Source organism: Chelativorans sp. AA-79 (assembly GCF_029457495.1).
In the GTDB taxonomy this organism is placed as follows: Bacteria; Pseudomonadota; Alphaproteobacteria; order Rhizobiales; family Rhizobiaceae; genus Chelativorans.
Genome location: NZ_CP120361.1, coordinates 2,716,969 through 2,734,160, shown reverse-complemented (window position 1 = coordinate 2,734,160; position 17,192 = coordinate 2,716,969). Strand labels below are relative to the sequence as shown.

Below are 17,192 nucleotides of genomic sequence, written 5' to 3'. Positions count from 1 at the left end.
GCGATCCGGGCGGCGGCGGAAGAAGCGATAAATGCCGTAAAGGCCGAGTAGGGCAACGAGGATACGCATGTCAGATCTCCACGGGTCGGGACCGCGCACCCAACGATCGCCTCCATCGGGTTGTTCCGCACCTTCTTTCCGGGCCGGAGTATTCGACCTGCGGAAGGATTGCCCACTTTGTTGCGCCGAGTGATTGCTCTAGAAGACTGCCATGGACCATTCAACGGCCGGCTGCGCCACACCTCGGATGACATGCCCATGAAGATCGCTACCTGGAACATCAACGGCGTGAAGGCGCGAATCGAGAACCTCCTGCACTGGCTGCAGGAAGCGGCACCCGACATCGCCTGCCTACAGGAGATCAAGTCCGTCGACGAGCAGTTTCCCCGCGAGCCGATCGAGGCGATGGGATATCACGTCGAGACCAACGGTCAGAAGGGCTTCAACGGCGTGGCGATCCTGTCGAAGCTGCGGTTCGACGAGGTGAGTCGCGGCCTCCCCGGCAATGACGGGGATGAGCAGGCGCGCTTCATCGAGGGCGTATTCTCGACCCAGGCCGGCGGGCTGCGCGTGGCCTCCCTCTACCTGCCCAACGGCAACCCGGTCGACAGCGAGAAATTCGCCTACAAGCTCGGCTGGATGGAACGGCTGGAGGCCTGGACGAAAGCGCGCCTGAAGCTCGAAGAGCCGCTGGTGCTAGCCGGCGACTACAACGTGATTCCGGAGCCGATGGATGCCAGGAACCCTGAGAACTGGCTCGGGGACGCACTCTACCAGCCGGAAAGCCGGCAGGCCTTCCGCCGCCTTTCCAATCTGGGCCTGACGGACGCGCTGCGCTCCGCGACGGATGAGCCGGGGACCTATACCTTCTGGGATTATCAGGCGGGGGCCTGGCAGAAGAACAACGGCATCCGCATCGACCATCTGATGCTGTCGCCGGAAGCGGCCGACCGGATCGTATCCGTTTCCGTGCGGAAGCACACGCGCGCCTGGGAAAAACCGTCCGACCACGTGCCCGTCGCGGTCGATCTCGACGTGGCCGCCGGCTGAGATGCAGCGGCCGCGCTACTCGATCCCGTTCGCCAGATAGTCCTCGGCAAGGGCGATGGCCGTGCGGCGGTCCGATTCGCCGGCGAGCGCGAAGGCCTCTTCCTGCATGGAACGGATCCAGCCCATATCAGAGGGGGCCGCGCGCTCCAGCGCTGTCGTCATCAGCGCCAGGCCGCGCACGACCTTGCCGCTCTGGAACAGGAGATTGCCCAGGGTAGCCTGTGCGCCGGCATGGCCCTTTTCCGCCGCGAGTTGCAGCCAGCGGGCGGCTTGCTGCACGCTCTTGGCGCCGCCTTCGCCGGAAAGGAACATGCGGCCGAGCTGGAACTGCGCGTCAGCATTCCGGTAGGTGGCCGCCGCGCGCATGTAGTATTCGAGTGCGATGGGCGGATTGGCGGCGACCGGCGTGCCGGGAATGCCGCGCCGCAGATAGTTGCCCACCGCCACCAGGGCGTCGGAAACGTAGCTTTCATCGCGGCTGCCCGGCTGCACCTCCTGCTGGGCGACCTCCGAGAAGAACTTGAAGGCCTCGTAGTCGTTGCGGGCGACACCGTCGCCTTCGGCATACATGCGCGCGAGCTTCCAGCGTGCGCCCACCTGCCCGTTCTCCGCGGCGTAGCGATAGGCTTCGACCGCTTCCTGCTTCTCGCCTCGCTTGTAGGCGGAGAAGCCGAAGCGGAACATGGCGAGAGGGTTGCGCGACGGCTGCTGCACGACGGCCTTCTCGTCGAGCGCCATCGCGGGACCGAGTGTCCCGAACAAAACGAGGGCTCCGGCGAAGAGCCGGCCCGTCATATGCTCAAACATCCGCATAGCAGTGCGTTTCTTTCTCGGCGCCGGGATGTGTCACCGCGCCGTAGCGCGCGGGGCCGACGCCCTGCGCGTATTTCCAGATCGCGCCGGACCGGTAATCGGTCTCGCGCGGTTTCCAGTTCTTGCGGCGTTCAGCCAGTTCCGCATCGCCGAGCGCCACGTCGATCGTGCCGGCCACCGCGTCGATGGTGATGATGTCGCCGTCCTCAACGAGCCCGATGGGGCCGCCCACCGCCGCTTCCGGCCCGACATGACCAATGCAGAAGCCGCGCGTGGCACCTGAGAAGCGTCCGTCGGTGATGAGCGCCACCTTGTCGCCCATGCCCTGCCCGTAGAGGGCGGCAGTGGTGGCCAGCATCTCCCGCATGCCCGGCCCGCCCTTCGGGCCCTCGTAGCGGATCACCAGTACCTCGCCTTCCTTGTAGCGCCGTTCGGAAACGGCGGCGAAGCAGTCTTCCTCCGAATCGAAGCAGCGCGCCGGGCCGGAGAAGCGGAGTTTCTTCATGCCGGCGACCTTCACGATTGCGCCGTCTGGCGCGAGGTTGCCTTTGAGGCCGACGACACCCCCGGTGGGGCTCAACGGCTTGTCTGCCGGATAAACCACGTCCTGCGCGTCGTTCCACTGAACGCGCTCCATGTTCTCGGCCAGCGTGCGGCCCGTGACCGTCATGCAGTCGCCGTGCAGATAGCCGTGCTCGAGCAGCGTCTTCATGAGGAGCGGGATGCCGCCGGCCTCGAACATGTCCTTGGCGACGTATTTGCCGCCGGGCTTCAGATCCGCGACATAAGGCGTCTTCCTGAATATCTCGGCGACGTCGAACAGGTCGAACTTGATGCCCGCCTCGTGTGCGATGGCCGGCAGATGGAGTGCCGCGTTGGTCGAGCCGCCCGAAGCGGCCACCACGGCTGCCGCATTCTCCAGCGCCTTGCGCGTGACGATGTCGCGCGGGCGGATCTGCCTGGCGACCAGTTCCATCACCTTCTCGCCGGAGGCGTGGTTGAAGCGGTCACGCATCTCGTAGGGCGCCGGCGCGCCGCAGGAATAAGGCAGCGCAAGACCGATCGCCTCGGCCACCGTAGCCATGGTGTTGGCGGTGAACTGGGCGCCGCAGGAGCCGGCCGAAGGACAGGCCGCCTGCTCGATCTCCATCAGTTCGTCGTCGGAGATGGTGCCGACCGAATGCTGACCAACCGCCTCGAACACGTCCTGGACCGTGATCTGGCGTCCGCGCCAGGTGCCGGGCAGGATCGAGCCTCCATAAATGAAGATCGACGGCACGTTGAGGCGGACCATGGCCATCATCATACCGGGCAGCGACTTGTCGCAGCCGGCAAGACCCACCAGCGCGTCATAGCAGTGCCCGCGCATGGTGAGTTCGACCGAATCGGCGATCACCTCGCGCGAGGCGAGCGAGGCCTTCATGCCCTGGTGGCCCATGGCGATGCCGTCGGTCACGGTGATGGTGGTGAATTCGCGCGGCGTGCCCTTTGCGGCCGCCACGCCCTTCTTCACCACCTGGGCCTGGCGCATCAGCGAAATGTTGCAGGGGGCAGCCTCGTTCCAGCAGGTGGCAACGCCCACCAGCGGCTGTGCGATCTCCTCCGGCGACAGGCCCATCGCATAAAGATAGGACCTGTGCGGTGCCCTCGCCGGCCCTACGGTCACGTAGCGGCTCGGCAACTTGTCCTTGGAGATCGGTCGAGCGTCCATCATCACCTTTGCCGCTTTCGGCTTCTACTCGAAACGCATGTTACGGATAGCGCGATCCAAGAGGTTTCTCGGTGCGCTCGTTTTATGGCGGGAAATTGGCGACTTGCCCCCGCCCCCTCTTAGCGCAACGCATCTTGAGAAAGTGTTGCCGTTCCGCAACAGAAAGCGGCGGGATGCGCTGCCGCGGGAGAGAAAGGCACCGAAGAACGGCCACAGGGTCGGAGTGATCGCTGCTGCGGAGAACGCAATGACAATAAGTACTATCAGTGGGTTGAGAAGAAATCTGGAAAAAATGGATCAACCTTGCCGGAACAACATGTCGGCTCACGCGTTAAGTTTGGGCGTCCGACCGCGCGTAGGTGAAATTGCGAGCGTGCGTCCGGGAGTCGGGCGCCGTTCAGCGGAGACGAGCATGCCGAAACCCACGAGTGATGACCTGTTCCAGCCGAGCCTTACCCGCATGGAGAGCAAGAGCAGGACCACGGATCAGGTTTCCCGGGCTATCACCGAGGCGGAGACCGCGCAGCGTGAACGCAAGACCGCGCGGTTGAAGGCCGTCCGCCTCGCAAAGGAGGCGAAGGAGCAGGAGAAGGGTGACGGCGGTGCCTTGCGGAAAAAATCTTCGCGGGCCGGGGGACGCAAGACCAAACGCAGCGGCCGCTGATCGGACCGCCTACGACCGCCGGACCGGTCGCGCCGGCCTTAGTCGCGTGAGGCGAACATCGCCTGGAACGCGGGCACCTTGGCGGCAAGTGCCGCATCCTTCTCCGCCGAACGCTTGTAGGCCGGCCGATCCGTCACCCGGGCGACATAGTCCTCGAAGGCCGGCTTCTGCGGCAGGCCCTTGAGCACGTTCATGGTGTAATTCATGCCCGAGCCGAGGATCACGTCCGCGATCGTGAACCGATCACCGGCGGCGTAGGGTTTTTCAGACAGCCTGTGCTCGAGATTTGCAACCAGGTCGTCGTAGAGACCGAACGGATAATCATTGCTCACATAGCTCAGGCCGTGCACATGCCCGCAAATCGCCGGATCGAAGACCGCATCGTGATAGACGAGCATGCTCAGATAAGCGGCGCGATCCGGATCGCCGATCGCCGGAGCAAGCCCCGTCCGCGGAAACGCGTCGCCGAGATAGATCGCGATCGCCGCGCGCTCCGTAACGACTTTGCCTTCGTGCTCGATCGCCGGAACCTTCTTGTTCGGCTGGACCGCCCGGTATTCCTCCGGCGCCCCTCCCTCGCCACGGATGTCCACGAGTTCCATTTCATAGTCCACCCCGAGTTCCTCGATCAGCCAGAACACGGCGGAAGAGCGGGACCACGGCGCATGATAGAACTTGAGCATCTTCATCTCCCTCATTCGGATGTCGGCACTCTATCAGCATGCTCCTGACAACCAGCTGTCAGGAGCAGTCACGGCCGGAAAAAAGGGCGGCTCGGGGCCGCCCTTGTGCAACCGGTGCCAAGCCGGCGATCGACTCCTCAGTTGGGAAGCTGATCGTCCACGCCTTCCACGTAGAAGTTCATGCCGAGCAGCGTCGCATCGTCGGCCACCTCGCCTTCGGCGAGCCAGGGCGTACCGTCCTGTTTGTTGACAGGACCGGTGAACGGGTTGAAGCCGGAGCGGATCTTGTCTTCCGTCTCCTGCGCCAACGCCTTCACGTCATCGGGCATGTTCGTGTAGGGGGCCATGACCACGTGGCCTTCCTTGAGGCCGCCCCAGACGTCCACCTGCTCCCAGGTGCCGTCCCGCACGGCTTTCACCCGCTCGATATAGTACGGGCCCCAGTCGTCGATAATGGAGGTGAGCTGCGTCTCAGGCCCGAACTTGATCATGTCGGAGGCCTGACCGAAGGCCTTGATGCCGCGTTCGGCCGCCACCTGCATGGGCGCGGTGGAGTCGGTATGCTGTGTGATGATGTCGACGCCCTGGTCGATCAGCGCCTTGGCGGCATCTGCTTCCTTGCCCGGGTCGAACCAGGTGTTGGCCCAGACGACCTTCACCTGGAAATCCGGATTGACCGACTGCGCCCCGAGCATGAAGGCGTTGATCCCCATCACCACTTCAGGAATGGGGAATGACGCGATATAGCCCGCCACGCCCGCCTCCGACATCTTCGCGGCTATCACGCCCTGGATGTAGCGGCCTTCGTGGAACTTGGAATTGTAGGTGGAGACGTTCGGATGTTCGCGCTTGTAGCCCGTCGCGTGCTCGAATTTCACGTCCGGGAAGCGCCCCGCCACCTTGTTCGTGGCATCCATATAGCCGAATGAGGTCGTGAAGATGATGTCACAGCCCGAACGCGCGAAACGTTCGATCGCGCGCTCCGCATCCGCTCCTTCCGGCACGCTCTCCAGATAAGCGGTCTCGACGTCGTCCCCCATCGCCTCCTCAAGTTGCAGGACGCCCTGGTGATGCTGGTACGACCAGCCGAAATCGCCGATCGGCCCCACATAGATAAAGCATGCCTTGGTCGGGTCCTGCGCCTCGGCCGCGCCCGCCGCGGCGAGGCCCAGCACCGTGGCTGCGGCAAATGCCTTCAGTAGCTTTTTCATTTTCTTTGTCCTCTCTGATGGTTGCCTGTGGCGCCTTCCGCGCCCTTGCGCAAGCGGTTCGAAACTTTCGCGGCACTCAGCGGTCGGGCACGAAAGCCCGCCCCAGAGATGCCGGTGTGTTCATCATGGTCAGTCGCCGATTCCTGGAGATCAAGACTAGTACGACAATCGTGGCCAGATAGGGAAGCGAAGACAGAAGCTGCGACGGGATGCCGAGCCCCAGGGCCTGCGCGTGAAGCTGGCCGATGGTCACGCCGCCGAAGAGATAGGCGCCGGCCACCACGCGCCAGGGCCTCCAAGAGGCGAAGACGACGAGCGCCAGCGCGATCCAGCCGCGCCCGGCCGTCATGTTCTCCACCCATTGCGGCGTGTAGACGATCGACAGATATGCCCCGGCGAGCCCCGCGCAGGCGCCGCCGAAGAGAACCGCGAGATAGCGGACGCCGATGACGTTGATGCCCTGAGCATGCGCCGATGAGTGATTGTCGCCCACCGCGCGCAACATCAGCCCCGCACGCGTGGAGAACAGAAAATAGGCGACCGCGATCGTAAGCAGGATCGAGATATAGAAGAACGGATCCTGTCCGAACAGCAGCCGTCCGACGACGGGAATCTCGGACAGTACAGGGATGTGGATGGCACCGAGATTCACGCCGGGCTGTCCCACGAAACTCTCGCCCAGCATCCCCGAGAGGCCCAGGCCGAACAACGTCAGCGCAAGACCCGTCGCCACCTGGTTGGTGACGAGCGAGAGTGCCAGGAAACCGAAGAGCAGTGCGAAGGCCGCGCCCACCAGGATGGCGGCAAAGATGCCGAGCCAGGCGGAGCCGGTCATGGCCGCAACGGCGAAGCCCGTCACCGCCCCCATGATCATCATCCCCTCGACGCCGAGGTTGAGCACGCCCGAGCGCTCCACGACCAGTTCGCCCAGGGCCGCGATCAGGAGCGGCGTAGCGGCCGTTGCGATCGTGATGAGAACCGATTCAAGCATAGCTGGATGCCTCCGCGGCTTTCGCCTCCGCCGCCGTTGCTCGCGATGACCGCGTGAACCGGATGCGGTAGTGGATCAGCATATCGCAGGCTAGAACGAAGAAGAGCAGCATGCCCTGGAAGGAGCGCGCCACCTTGTCGGTCACGCCGATCGAGATCTGCGCCGCCTCACCACCCAGATAGGTGAGCGCCAGCACGAGGCCTGCCGCGATGATGCCGAGCGGATTGAGCCGCCCGAGGAAGGCGACGATGATCGCCGTAAAGCCATAGCCCGGCGAGATTGTCGGGCGAAGCTGGCCGATGGCGCCCGAGACCTCGCTGATGCCGGCGAGACCCGCCAGCGCCCCCGAGACGAGGAAGGCGAAGATCACCATCCGCCCACGCGAGAAGCCGGCGAACCGCCCCGCTCGCGGGCTCTGGCCGATCACCTTCACCTCGAAGCCCTTCAGCGTGCGCGAGAGCACGAACCAGAGAACGAGCGCCGCAAGAAGAGCAAAGATGAAGCCCCAATGGGCGCGGCCCGAGGCCGGCCAGATCTCGGGCAGGATGGCGAAGGCGTGGAAATTGCGCGTCTCGGGAAAATTGAAGCCTTCGGGATTGCGCCATGGCCCGCGTACGATCCAGTCGAGGAAGAGCTGCGCTATATAGACCAGCATCAGGCTGGTCAGGATCTCGTTCGTGTTGAAGCGCACCTTCAGCAAGGCCGGGATCGCCGCATAGGCCGCGCCGCCGGCGATCCCCATCAGCAGCATCAGAGGCAGCACCGTCCAGGATTGGAGATCCGGGAACATCACCGGGAGCAAGGAGCCCGCGATCGCGCCGATGATGAACTGTCCCTCCGCACCGATATTCCAGTTGTTCGAGAGATAGCAGACTGCAAGTCCAACCGCGATCAGGATCAGGGGGGCTGCCTTCACGGCGAGTTCGTGCAGCGACCAGGTCTCGCGCAAAGGATCGATGAAGAAGTAATAGAGCGCCTCGACCGGGTTCTTGCCCAGGAACAGGAACATGACAGCCCCGACGGCAAGCGTCAGCGCCAGGGCGATGAACGGCGAGAGGGTGCTGAAGAGCGCCGAATGCTGCGGCCGCTTGACGAGTTCGATGCGCATCATACGGCCTCCGCCGTGGGCATCGGGGCCTGGCCGGGCTCGGCACCGCCCATCAGCAGGCCGATCTTTTCATATGTGGCCTCGGCGATGGGCACCGGCATAGAGAGTCTTCCGCCGTGCATCACCGCAATCCCGTCGCAGATCTCGAACAGCTCATCGAGGTCCTGGCTGATGACGAGCACCGCCGAGCCGCTCCCGGCGAGATCGATGAGCGCCTGGCGGATCCGCGCAGCGGCACCAGCATCGACACCCCAGGTGGGCTGGTTGACGACGAGAACCAGCGGTTGCCGGTCGAGTTCGCGGCCGATCACGAATTTCTGCAGGTTTCCGCCTGAAAGGGCCGAGGCTTCCGGGTCCTCGCCGCTCTTGCGCACGTCCATCGCTTCGCAGATGCGCTTGGAAGCCCTGGCGACGAGACCGCTGCGGATGACGCCCAGGCGGGAGAGGAACGCACGCGCGTCGGTGCGGAAGCGCGAAAGGAGGAGGTTCTGCGACAAGGTCATGGCCGGTGCGGCGGCATGGCCCAGCCGCTCCTCGGGCACGAAAGCCGCGCCCAACAGTCGGCGCCCGGAAATGTCCAGCCGGCCCGCATCCTTCCCGCGGATGCGTACCGCGTCCGCCCTGTCCTGCAAGGCCTCGCCCGAAACCGCTTCGAAGAACTCACCCTGCCCATTGCCCGCGACGCCAGCCACCCCGAGGATCTCGCCCGCATGGACGGTGAGATTGAGGTTGGAGAGCGGGAGGGCAAAGGGATGACTCGCCCGGCGGTCGAGATCGCGGATTTCGAGGAGCGCCTCGCGGTGGGCGGCGGGCTTGTCGCGTGTCACGGGTTTGACTTCGTCCCCCACCATCATGCGGGCGAGCGATGAGGCGGTCTCCTTGCGCGGATCGCACTCGGCGACCACTCTGCCCTGGCGCAGCACGGTCGCGCGGTCGCAGATGCGTTTCACTTCCTCGAGCCGGTGCGAGATATAAAGGATCGAACGCCCTTCGGCCCTGAGTTTCTCCAGTGTCGCGAACAGCTTGTCAGCTTCCTGCGGCGTCAGCACCGAGGTCGGCTCATCGAGAATGATGAGTTCGGGGTTCTGCAGAAGGCAGCGGATGATCTCGATGCGCTGGCGCTCGCCCACCGAGAGGTCGCCCACATGGGCCTTCGGATCGATGGGCAGCCCGTAGGCTTGCGAAAGGTCGCGGGCGCGCGCCGTGACCGCGCCGGGGGGCGCCGGATCATCCAGCGACAGCATGATATTTTCGGCGGCCGTCAGCGCGTCGAACAGAGAAAAATGCTGGAACACCATGCCGATGCCGATGCGCCGCGCCGCCCGCGGACTGACGATCGCCACCTGCCGTCCCTTCCAGAAGATTGCACCGTCCGCAGGCTCCAGCGCGCCGAAGAGCATCTTGACGAGCGTCGACTTCCCCGCGCCGTTCTCGCCGAGCAGCGCGTGGATCTCGCCGCGGCCGATCGTCAGGTCGATATGGTCGCAGGCGACAAGGGAGCCGAAAGTCTTCGTAAGGCCACGGGCCTCCAGAAGCGGCACGACGCGGTGCTCAAGTGTTGCCGGCACAACACCTCCCATTCATTCTTTTTGTTCCCGCAGCCATCGTAGGCGCGCTTCTTCCCCACGCAATAGCTTCCACTCGGTTGAAACAGCTTCAAGCATTCCGCAGGGCATATCAAGGAACAAGCACGGTGGTGCCGGTGGTCCTGCGCGCCTCCAGTTCCTCCTGCGCCCTGCCTGCATCGGCGAGCGGATAGTGCTGGTTGACCAGCACCTTCACCGCACCGGACCCGACCACGGAGAAAAGCTCGCGGGCGCCCTCCTCCAAGTCCTTCCGCGCGGCAATGTAGGTAAAGACTGTCGGCCGCGTGGCGAAGAGCGAGCCCTTCTGCGCCAGGAGATTGATGCTGAAGGGCGGCACCACGCCGGAAGATTGGCCGAAGCTCACAAACATGCCTAGCGGCCTCAGGCAATCGAGCGAGCCCGGGAACGTGTCCTTGCCGACGGAATCGTAGACCACGTCGCACATGCGGCCCTTGGTCAGTTCTCTCACGGCGGCTACGAAATCGTCCTTCGTGTAGTCGATCACATGGTCGAAGCCATGTGCGCGGGCAAGTTCCACCTTCTCCAGCGAGCCGGCGGTGCCGATCACCGTCGCGCCGAGATGCTTGGCCCATTGTCCGAGGATCAGGCCCACGCCGCCGGCGGCAGCATGGTAAAGGACGGTGTCGCCGGCCTTTACGGGAAAAGTGCGGCGCAGAAGATACCAGGCGGTCAGCCCCTTCAGCATCATGCTGCCGGCCTGCTCGTCCGAAACGGCATCGGGTACCCGCACCAGCCGGTCGGCCGCAATCAGCCGCTGTTCGGCATAGGCCCCGCCACCGGCGACACAATAGGCGACGCGGTCGCCGGGCTTGAACTCCTCCACGCCCTCGCCTGTTTCCAGCACCACGCCGGCCGCCTCGCTGCCCGGCGTAAAGGGTTTCTCGACGGGGTAAAGGCCCGTTCGGTGGTAAATGTCGATGAAGTTGAGGCCGATGGCCTTCTGCGCGACGAGGACCTGGCCGGGCCGAGGCTTCCCAGGGTCGATATTCTCGAGCCGCAGAACCTCGGGCCCGCCGGTCTCATGCAAACGGATCGCTTTGGCCACGGTCAAACTCCCTTCCTTCCAAGCGGCATCGCCTGCATCACGGCGCCGATACAGTAGAGATAGAGGCCGGTCACCCCAATTCCCGCCCTGACCCAGGTCTGCGCTTGCATCTCCTGCAGCAAGGCTACGGCGCCGAAGAAGCACCAGGCCAAGAAAACGCCAAGATTCAAAGGCCGCAGCCGCTTCACGCGGACGGGATGGAGAAAGTGGAGGGGCATGAAGGTCAGGAAAGCCGAGATCACGACCACGCCGAGGGAGACATATTCGCCCGGCTCGATGACGAAGAGGGTGAAGACGACCATGTTCCACACGACGGGAAAACCCTTGAAGAAGTTCTCCTCCGTCTTCATCCCCGTATCGGCATAATAGATCGCGCTCGAGACCACGATGATCGCTGCCGACAGAAAGGAAAATCCCTCCCCCATGAAGCCGCTCTGGTAAAGCGCGAAGGCGGGGATCAGCACATAGGTCACGTAGTCGATGATGTTGTCCAGCATGTCGCCGGACCATGTCGGCAGTACGTCCTTGACCTGCAGCTTGCGCGCGATCGGCCCGTCGATCCCGTCGACGAGGAGCGCCAGCCCCAGCCACCAGAACATCGCCGTCCATCGTTCCTCGCTTGCCGCAACCAGCGACAGGAAGGCGAGGAACGATCCCGACGCGGTGAGAAGATGGACCGAAAAGGCCTTGGCTTGCGGCGCGGTGACCTTTTTCTTCCTCATCGGCGCCATCACACCAGGCCTCGCACCGGAATACGCGTAAAAACAGAAGCGGCTGTGTTCGGCCACCCGGCCCCTCGCCCGCATCTAGCCCGCCTGGTCGCTGCCATTCCTTTCCTCCGGCGCCGGTATGCTCTTCCCTTACACGCTCCCGAGACGGCGCGCAGCATAAACCGGCAAAGCATGTGGAAAACAGCGCGCTGGCCCGATCCGTTCATGCCCTCCTTGCGGCCACTGCGGTCCCCTGCGTTGATCGGCCTCAATCGCCTGCTATATCTCCTGTGCTATCGAACGCGCATGAGGCCAAGCCAGGTGCAGGAAGTGAAAATGGACACGATACTCGTCGCGGGCACCGGGCCCGCCGGCCTGACTGCCGCCATGGCACTGGCCGAGCTTGGCCGCGATGTGGTGCTCGCGGGCCCGCCGCCCTCCTCCACGGACCGGCGCACGAGCGCGCTGATGCGGCCCGCCGTCGCATTCCTGGATGGGTTCGGCCTCGGCGAGACCCTCAAGGAGGTTGCGGCACCCCTTGCCGCCATGCGCATCATTGACGCGACGAACCGGCTCATCCGTAGTCCGGCGGTCACCTTCCGGGCGGCGGAAATCGGTGAGGAATCGTTCGGCCTCAACATTCCAAATGCCGAATTGAATGCCGCGCTTGCCGAAAAGGTTCGTGAAAACGGAAACATCACCTGGCAAGAGCAGATCGTGCATGCATGGCGCCCCGCCGCCAACCACGTCGAAGCGGAACTTGCCGACGGAACGATCATCCGCGCCGCTCTGGCCGTCGCCGCCGACGGACGCAATTCTCCCGCCAGGGGCGCCGCCGGCATCACGATCCGGCGCCGCGATCTGCACCAGAGCGCGCTGGTGCTCAACTTCGCCCATGCCAGGCATCACGGCTTCGCCTCGACCGAGTTCCACACGGAGCACGGCCCTTGCACCCAGGTGCCGCTGCCGGACGGCCTCCGCTCGAGCCTGGTCTGGGTGATGCGCCCGTGGCAGGCGGAGGAACTGATGGCGCTCGACGACGCCGCGCTGTCGGAACGCCTGGAAGAGCGTCAACAGTCCTTTCTGGGCAAGGTGACGGTGGAGCCCGGCCGCCAGGTCTTCCCGCTCGTCTCGGCTCTGCCGATGCGCTTTGCCGCGCGGCGCATCGCGCTTGTCGGCGAGGCCGCCCATGTCTTTCCGCCGATCACGGCGCAAGGGCTCAATCTCGGGCTGCGCGACGTGATGGACCTTGCGGAGGTGGTGCGCACGCATATGGCAGACCCGGGCTCGACGGCGGCCCTCCTGCGCTATGATGCGCGCCGTCGCCCGGATATCCTGGCGCGGTCCGGCGCCGTCAATCTGGTCAACGCCTCGCTTCTTTCGGACCTGCTCCCGGCCCAGCTATTGAGGAGCGCGGGCCTGAGCCTGCTCGGCAGCGCCTCCGGCCTGCGGGGTTTCTTCATGCGCGAGGGAATGCGCCCGGGTAGCGGTTTCGCAGCCATTCTGCCGAGCATTCTGCGCGGTGCCTGATCTTGCCCGGCCAGAAGGAGGAGACGCCTCTCCACAGGTCGGGATTGAATTGCGGCCAAAGCTACGCCAAATAAGGGGAAAGGCTTTGTGCAATGCAGAAAATTAAAACGGCAAAATTCTCGATAGGCCAGGTGGTCCGCCATCGGCTTTTTCCCTTCCGGGGGGTCATCTTCGACATCGATCCGGAATTCAACAACAGCGAGGAGTGGTATCAGGCCATTCCCGCCGAAGTTCGGCCGTCGAAGGACCAGCCCTTCTACCATCTCCTCGCCGAAAACGAGGAGACGGAATACGTGGCCTACGTCTCCGAACAGAACCTGCTCGAAGACGAGTCCGGCGAGCCAGTGCGCCATCCGCAGCTTTCGGAACTTTTCATCCAGACGTCCGACGGCAAATACACGCCGCGGCTGCGCCACAATCACTGATCCGATACCCCAAGGGCCAAACGAGAACAGGGCCCGAACGGGCCCTGTTCTCGTTTGGCGGCACCTGCCAGGTCACTGAGCCTGCTTGGCCTGTTCCTGCGCCTGCTTCAGCTTCTCGGCAAATTCCTGGTTGTTCTTGCTGACGAACTCCTCGAGCTTCTTCTGGCGCTCGTCCAAATCCGCCTGCTGCAGCGGCTCACCGTCGAACGCATTGGTGAAGCCCTGCAGCGTCACCTTCATCGGGTTCGGCTGGTTCTGGAAATTGACCGAGGTGAGCGTCAGTTCCGAGCCCTTCTTGAACGATGCCACGATCTGGTCCGTGAGCTGGGCCTCGGCCACGCAGCGGTCCGGCACGCAGATGGCGTAATCGATCTTCTGGGTCGAGCCGCCGTCGATCTGCAGTCCCACGCCCGGCGGGATAAGGCGGCCGGTCGGAACAGCGATCTGCAACACCCGGCGGTTCACCTTGCCCTTGACCTCGATCAGGTTGATGCTGGTCAGAAGCTGACCGCTGTCGGCGCGCAGCAGGAACTGCACGTTGCAGACGTCGATGTCTTCCTGCTTGGTACAGGCCTTGAACCAGCCCTGCGGCGGCTCCTGCTGCTGCGCAAGCGCCGTATTGGCATAGCCGGCACCAACCAGCACGCCGACCATCGCGGCCAAGCCGTATGCTTTCGCTCTGAGGCTCATCATTCTTCCCATTCCTCTCGAATCCAAGCCCAGGGCAGCTGCCCTTGGGCTCCTACTGTTGGCCGAATGCGGCGACAGCAAGGCTTGCGCGCGTGTTACAACGCCTTCTCGCGCGAATCCAGTGGCCAAAATCCCACTTCTCCACAATCTCATCCCATAATGCCGCCATCTCGGCGTGCGATGTGACGGAGTGCCCCGGTGGCGATGGACAAGCGATACCGGCCGCGCAAGGATGCGCGCCAAGCGAGTCAGCATTGAACGCGCGAGGATTTTAATGCATTTCAGCCATTCCCTTATTCCAGCCGTGGCCGCGGCCGTCATCCTTGTGACGTCCGCGCAGGCGCAGGACGGCCCGGTCTACGGAATCGCCATGAACGGCGAGCCGGCGCTTCCTGCCGATTTCACGCATTTCCCCTATGCCAATCCGGAAGCGCCCAAGGGCGGCGAGATCACCTATTGCGTGGTGGGCAATTTCGACAATCTCAACCCGTTCATCCTGAAGAGCATGCGCACCACCGCGCGCGGCGTGGTCGACACCATCTTCGGCAATTTCGTCTTCGAGCCCCTGATGCGCCGCAACGGCTCCGAGCCCTTCTCGCTCTACGGGCTGCTCGCCGAATCGGTCGAGATGGACGAGGACCGGACCTTTGCGGAGTTCCACCTCAACCCGAACGCGAAGTGGTCGGACGGCGAGCCGGTGACGCCCGAGGACGTCATCTTCACCTACGAGACATTCGCGCAGAAGGGCCGCCCGCCCTATTCGAGCCGCATGGCCAGGATCGAGAAGATCGAGAAGACCGGCGCGCACAGCGTCCGCTTCACCTTCAACGAGCAGTCGGACCGGGAATTCCCGTTGGTGGTGGCGCTGACGCCCGTCATTCCCGCCCACGCGTTCGATCAGGAGACCTTCGACCAGACCACCCTGAAGCCCGTCATCGGCAGCGGCCCCTATGTCATCGACCAGGTCGCGCCGGGGCAGCGGATCGTCTTCAAGCGCAACCCCAGCTACTGGGGTGCGGACATACCCTCCATGCGGGGCTTCCAGAACTACGATCAAATCACGATCGAGTATTTTCTCAATGGAAACGCGCAGTTCGAGGCTTTCAAGAAAGGACTCTGCTCCGTTTATGCGGGCTCGGACTACACCGGCCTCGACCCGAACAGCATCGCCCGGGATTTCAACTTCCCCGCCGCCGAGAGCGGCGACGTGATCGTCGAATCCTTCGATGTGAAAATCCCGCCGGCGGTCAGCGGCTTCTTCTTCAACACGCGGCGTGAGAAGTTCGCTGACCCGCGCGTGCGCCGCGCGCTTTCCATGCTCTACGACTTCGGCTGGGTGAACAAGAATGTCTACAACGGCCAGTATCACCGCACGCTGAGCTACTGGCAGGGCTCGGAGCTTTCGGCCCTCGGTTCGCCGGCGACCGAAGAGGAGAAGGCGCTCCTCGCGCCCTATCAGGACAAGGTGCAGCCGGAGGTCATGAACGGCACCTACGGCGCGAAAGCGGACGGAACCGAGGAGATTGACCGCGACACGATGCACGAAGCGCTGAACCTGCTGAAGGAAGCGGGCTACGAGATCGATGGACGCGTGCTCAAGGACCCGCAAGGCAATCCCTTCACCTTCGAGATCCTCATCGTCTCCGCCGAGCAGGAGCGCCTTGCAGCCGTCTTCCAGAGAACGCTTGCCCGCCTCGGCATCCAGGTATCGCTGCGCATGCTGGACGATGCGCAGATCCAGCAGCGTAAGCAGACCTATGACTTCGACATGCTGATCTCCTCGGTTGGCTTTTCCGGCACGCTGTCGCCGGGAATCGAGCAGATCTATCGCTGGGGTTCGGAAGCAGCGAAGGCGGAGGGCTCCTTCAACCTCGCCGGCGTGGCCGATCCCGCCGTTGACGCCATGATCGACACCATGCTCAACGCGCGCGACAAAGAGGCCTATGTGGCTGCCGTCCGCGCGCTCGACCGGCTTCTCATCTCCGGCGCCTATGTGATCCCCACGCAGCACAACACCAAGGTCTGGATCGCCTACTGGAACCATTTGCAGCATCCGGAAGTCTCGCCGCTCAACGGCTACGACCTCTCCGCCTGGTGGCTAAAACCGCAATAGGATTCTTCATGACGGAAAAGGCGAATCTCAGCGTCGACGTCGTCTCCGACGTCGTGTGCCCATGGTGCTTTCTGGGCATGCGCAATCTGCAGGCGGCCATGGCGAACGTCGATGACATCGACGTGACGGTCCGCTGGCGTCCCTACCAGCTCGATCCGGCGATCCCGCGCGGGGGCCTCGACCGACAGGATTACATGCTGAAGAAATTCGGCAGTCTGGAGCGCCTCGAGGCCGCGCACGACCGCCTGCGCGAGATGGGGGCAGCCGTCGGCATTTCCTACGATTTCGAGGCCATCAAGGTTGCCCCCAACACGCTCGATGCGCATCGCGTGATCCGCTGGGCGGCAACGGCGGGCCAAACCGTGCAAAACATCCTCGTGGAGCGCCTCTTCCGTCTTTATTTCGAGGAGGGGCGGAACATCGGCGATCACGCCGTGCTGATCGACGCCGCGCGGGATGCGGGAATGGATGCGTCCCTGGTCGAGACGCTGCTTCCCTCCCCTGCAGACGGGGACGAGGTCGCGACGGAGATCGAAACCGCGCGGCGCATGGGCGTCACCGGCGTCCCCTGCTTCCTGCTCGAAGGCCGCTACGCGCTCATGGGCGCCCAGCCGCCGGAAGCGCTGGCCGACGCCATCGCCAAAGTGAGCGAGGCGAAGGAGAAAGGCGAGTTGGACAAAGAGCAGGGGTAGATTGTCGGTTGCGGCTGAGGGCGATCGGGTGGACACGGTGCCGTTGCGCGTTGCGAAGGCGCGGCTACCTGATGCTCGCGATATGGTGCGCGTTCACAAGAAACATCTCAATGGTATCGGCCGTCACTTAGATCATTTCAGCGTTTCTA

At 63.9% G+C, this 17,192-nt stretch carries 16 protein-coding genes; 6 read left to right on the top strand and 10 right to left on the bottom strand.

From position 1 onward, the window contains the following. The first annotated feature begins 258 nt into the window (after positions 1–258). Positions 259–1,050, top strand: coding sequence for an exodeoxyribonuclease III (gene xth, locus PVE73_RS13220; RefSeq protein WP_277362697.1), 792 nt, complete (start codon positions 259–261; stop codon positions 1,048–1,050). A gap of 15 nt (positions 1,051–1,065) precedes the next feature. Here the strand turns inward: xth and PVE73_RS13215 are convergent, their stop codons facing one another. Beyond that, entirely contained in the window at positions 1,066–1,845 is a 780-nt protein-coding gene (locus PVE73_RS13215; RefSeq protein ID WP_277362696.1) for a tetratricopeptide repeat protein, read from the bottom strand. A gap of 4 nt (positions 1,846–1,849) precedes the next feature. Continuing rightward, positions 1,850–3,574 (bottom strand): dihydroxy-acid dehydratase, encoded by a 1,725-nt coding sequence (ilvD, locus tag PVE73_RS13210; RefSeq protein WP_277367451.1) that lies wholly within the window; start codon positions 3,572–3,574, stop codon positions 1,850–1,852. 412 nt (positions 3,575–3,986) lie between these two features. On the opposite strand from ilvD, the gene PVE73_RS13205 reads away from it, so the two are divergent. After that, the gene (locus tag PVE73_RS13205; RefSeq protein ID WP_277362695.1) at positions 3,987–4,238 is read left to right on the top strand and encodes a hypothetical protein; all 252 of its coding nucleotides are present in this window, start codon (positions 3,987–3,989) and stop codon (positions 4,236–4,238) included. Between the two features lie 38 nt (positions 4,239–4,276). Here PVE73_RS13205 and PVE73_RS13200 read toward each other — a convergent pair whose 3' ends face one another. The 7 genes from PVE73_RS13200 to pcsA form a co-directional block, all read right to left on the bottom strand. Then, positions 4,277–4,921: a glutathione S-transferase family protein gene (locus tag PVE73_RS13200; RefSeq protein ID WP_277362694.1), complete on the bottom strand. Its 645-nt coding sequence runs from the start codon at positions 4,919–4,921 to the stop codon at positions 4,277–4,279. A gap of 137 nt (positions 4,922–5,058) precedes the next feature. Next, complete coding sequence (locus tag PVE73_RS13195) at positions 5,059–6,132, bottom strand: BMP family ABC transporter substrate-binding protein (RefSeq protein ID WP_277362693.1); 1,074 nt, start codon at positions 6,130–6,132, stop codon at positions 5,059–5,061. A 76-nt stretch (positions 6,133–6,208) separates the two neighbouring features. Beyond that, the gene (locus PVE73_RS13190) at positions 6,209–7,123 is read right to left on the bottom strand and encodes an ABC transporter permease (protein WP_277362692.1); all 915 of its coding nucleotides are present in this window, start codon (positions 7,121–7,123) and stop codon (positions 6,209–6,211) included. Then, positions 7,116–8,231 carry an ABC transporter permease gene (locus tag PVE73_RS13185; protein ID WP_277367450.1) on the bottom strand — a complete coding sequence of 372 codons (1,116 nt, stop codon included), beginning with the start codon at positions 8,229–8,231 and terminating at the stop codon, positions 7,116–7,118. Before PVE73_RS13185 ends, PVE73_RS13190 begins: the two co-directional genes overlap by 8 nt. Further along, positions 8,231–9,811, bottom strand: a complete 1,581-nt coding sequence (locus PVE73_RS13180) for an ABC transporter ATP-binding protein (RefSeq protein WP_277362691.1) — start codon at positions 9,809–9,811, stop codon at positions 8,231–8,233. Before PVE73_RS13180 ends, PVE73_RS13185 begins: the two co-directional genes overlap by 1 nt. 97 nt (positions 9,812–9,908) lie before the next feature. Next, complete coding sequence (locus PVE73_RS13175; RefSeq protein ID WP_277367449.1) at positions 9,909–10,883, bottom strand: quinone oxidoreductase; 975 nt, start codon at positions 10,881–10,883, stop codon at positions 9,909–9,911. Between the two features lie 2 nt (positions 10,884–10,885). After that, a complete protein-coding gene (gene pcsA, locus PVE73_RS13170; RefSeq protein ID WP_277362690.1) occupies positions 10,886–11,614 on the bottom strand; it encodes a phosphatidylcholine synthase in 729 nt (242 codons plus the stop codon). A 315-nt stretch (positions 11,615–11,929) separates the two neighbouring features. Here pcsA and PVE73_RS13165 point away from each other — a divergent pair, with 315 nt between their 5' ends. Then, on the top strand, positions 11,930–13,123 hold the full coding sequence (locus PVE73_RS13165) for a UbiH/UbiF family hydroxylase (RefSeq protein WP_277362689.1): 1,194 nt from the start codon (positions 11,930–11,932) through the stop codon (positions 13,121–13,123). Positions 13,124–13,215: 92 nt separating this feature from the next. After that, entirely contained in the window at positions 13,216–13,548 is a 333-nt protein-coding gene (gene hspQ / locus PVE73_RS13160) for a heat shock protein HspQ (protein ID WP_277362688.1), read from the top strand. Between the two features lie 72 nt (positions 13,549–13,620). On the opposite strand, the gene PVE73_RS13155 is transcribed toward hspQ, so the two are convergent. Then, on the bottom strand, positions 13,621–14,241 hold the full coding sequence (locus PVE73_RS13155) for an invasion associated locus B family protein (RefSeq protein ID WP_277362687.1): 621 nt from the start codon (positions 14,239–14,241) through the stop codon (positions 13,621–13,623). Between the two features lie 367 nt (positions 14,242–14,608). Here PVE73_RS13155 and PVE73_RS13150 point away from each other — a divergent pair, with 367 nt between their 5' ends. Together PVE73_RS13150 and PVE73_RS13145 are read left to right on the top strand one after the other, a co-directional pair. Continuing rightward, entirely contained in the window at positions 14,609–16,351 is a 1,743-nt protein-coding gene (locus PVE73_RS13150; protein WP_277367448.1) for an extracellular solute-binding protein, read from the top strand. Positions 16,352–16,359: 8 nt separating this feature from the next. Then, positions 16,360–17,043: a DsbA family oxidoreductase gene (locus tag PVE73_RS13145; protein WP_277362686.1), complete on the top strand. Its 684-nt coding sequence runs from the start codon at positions 16,360–16,362 to the stop codon at positions 17,041–17,043. The last annotated feature ends 149 nt before the right edge of the window (positions 17,044–17,192 follow it).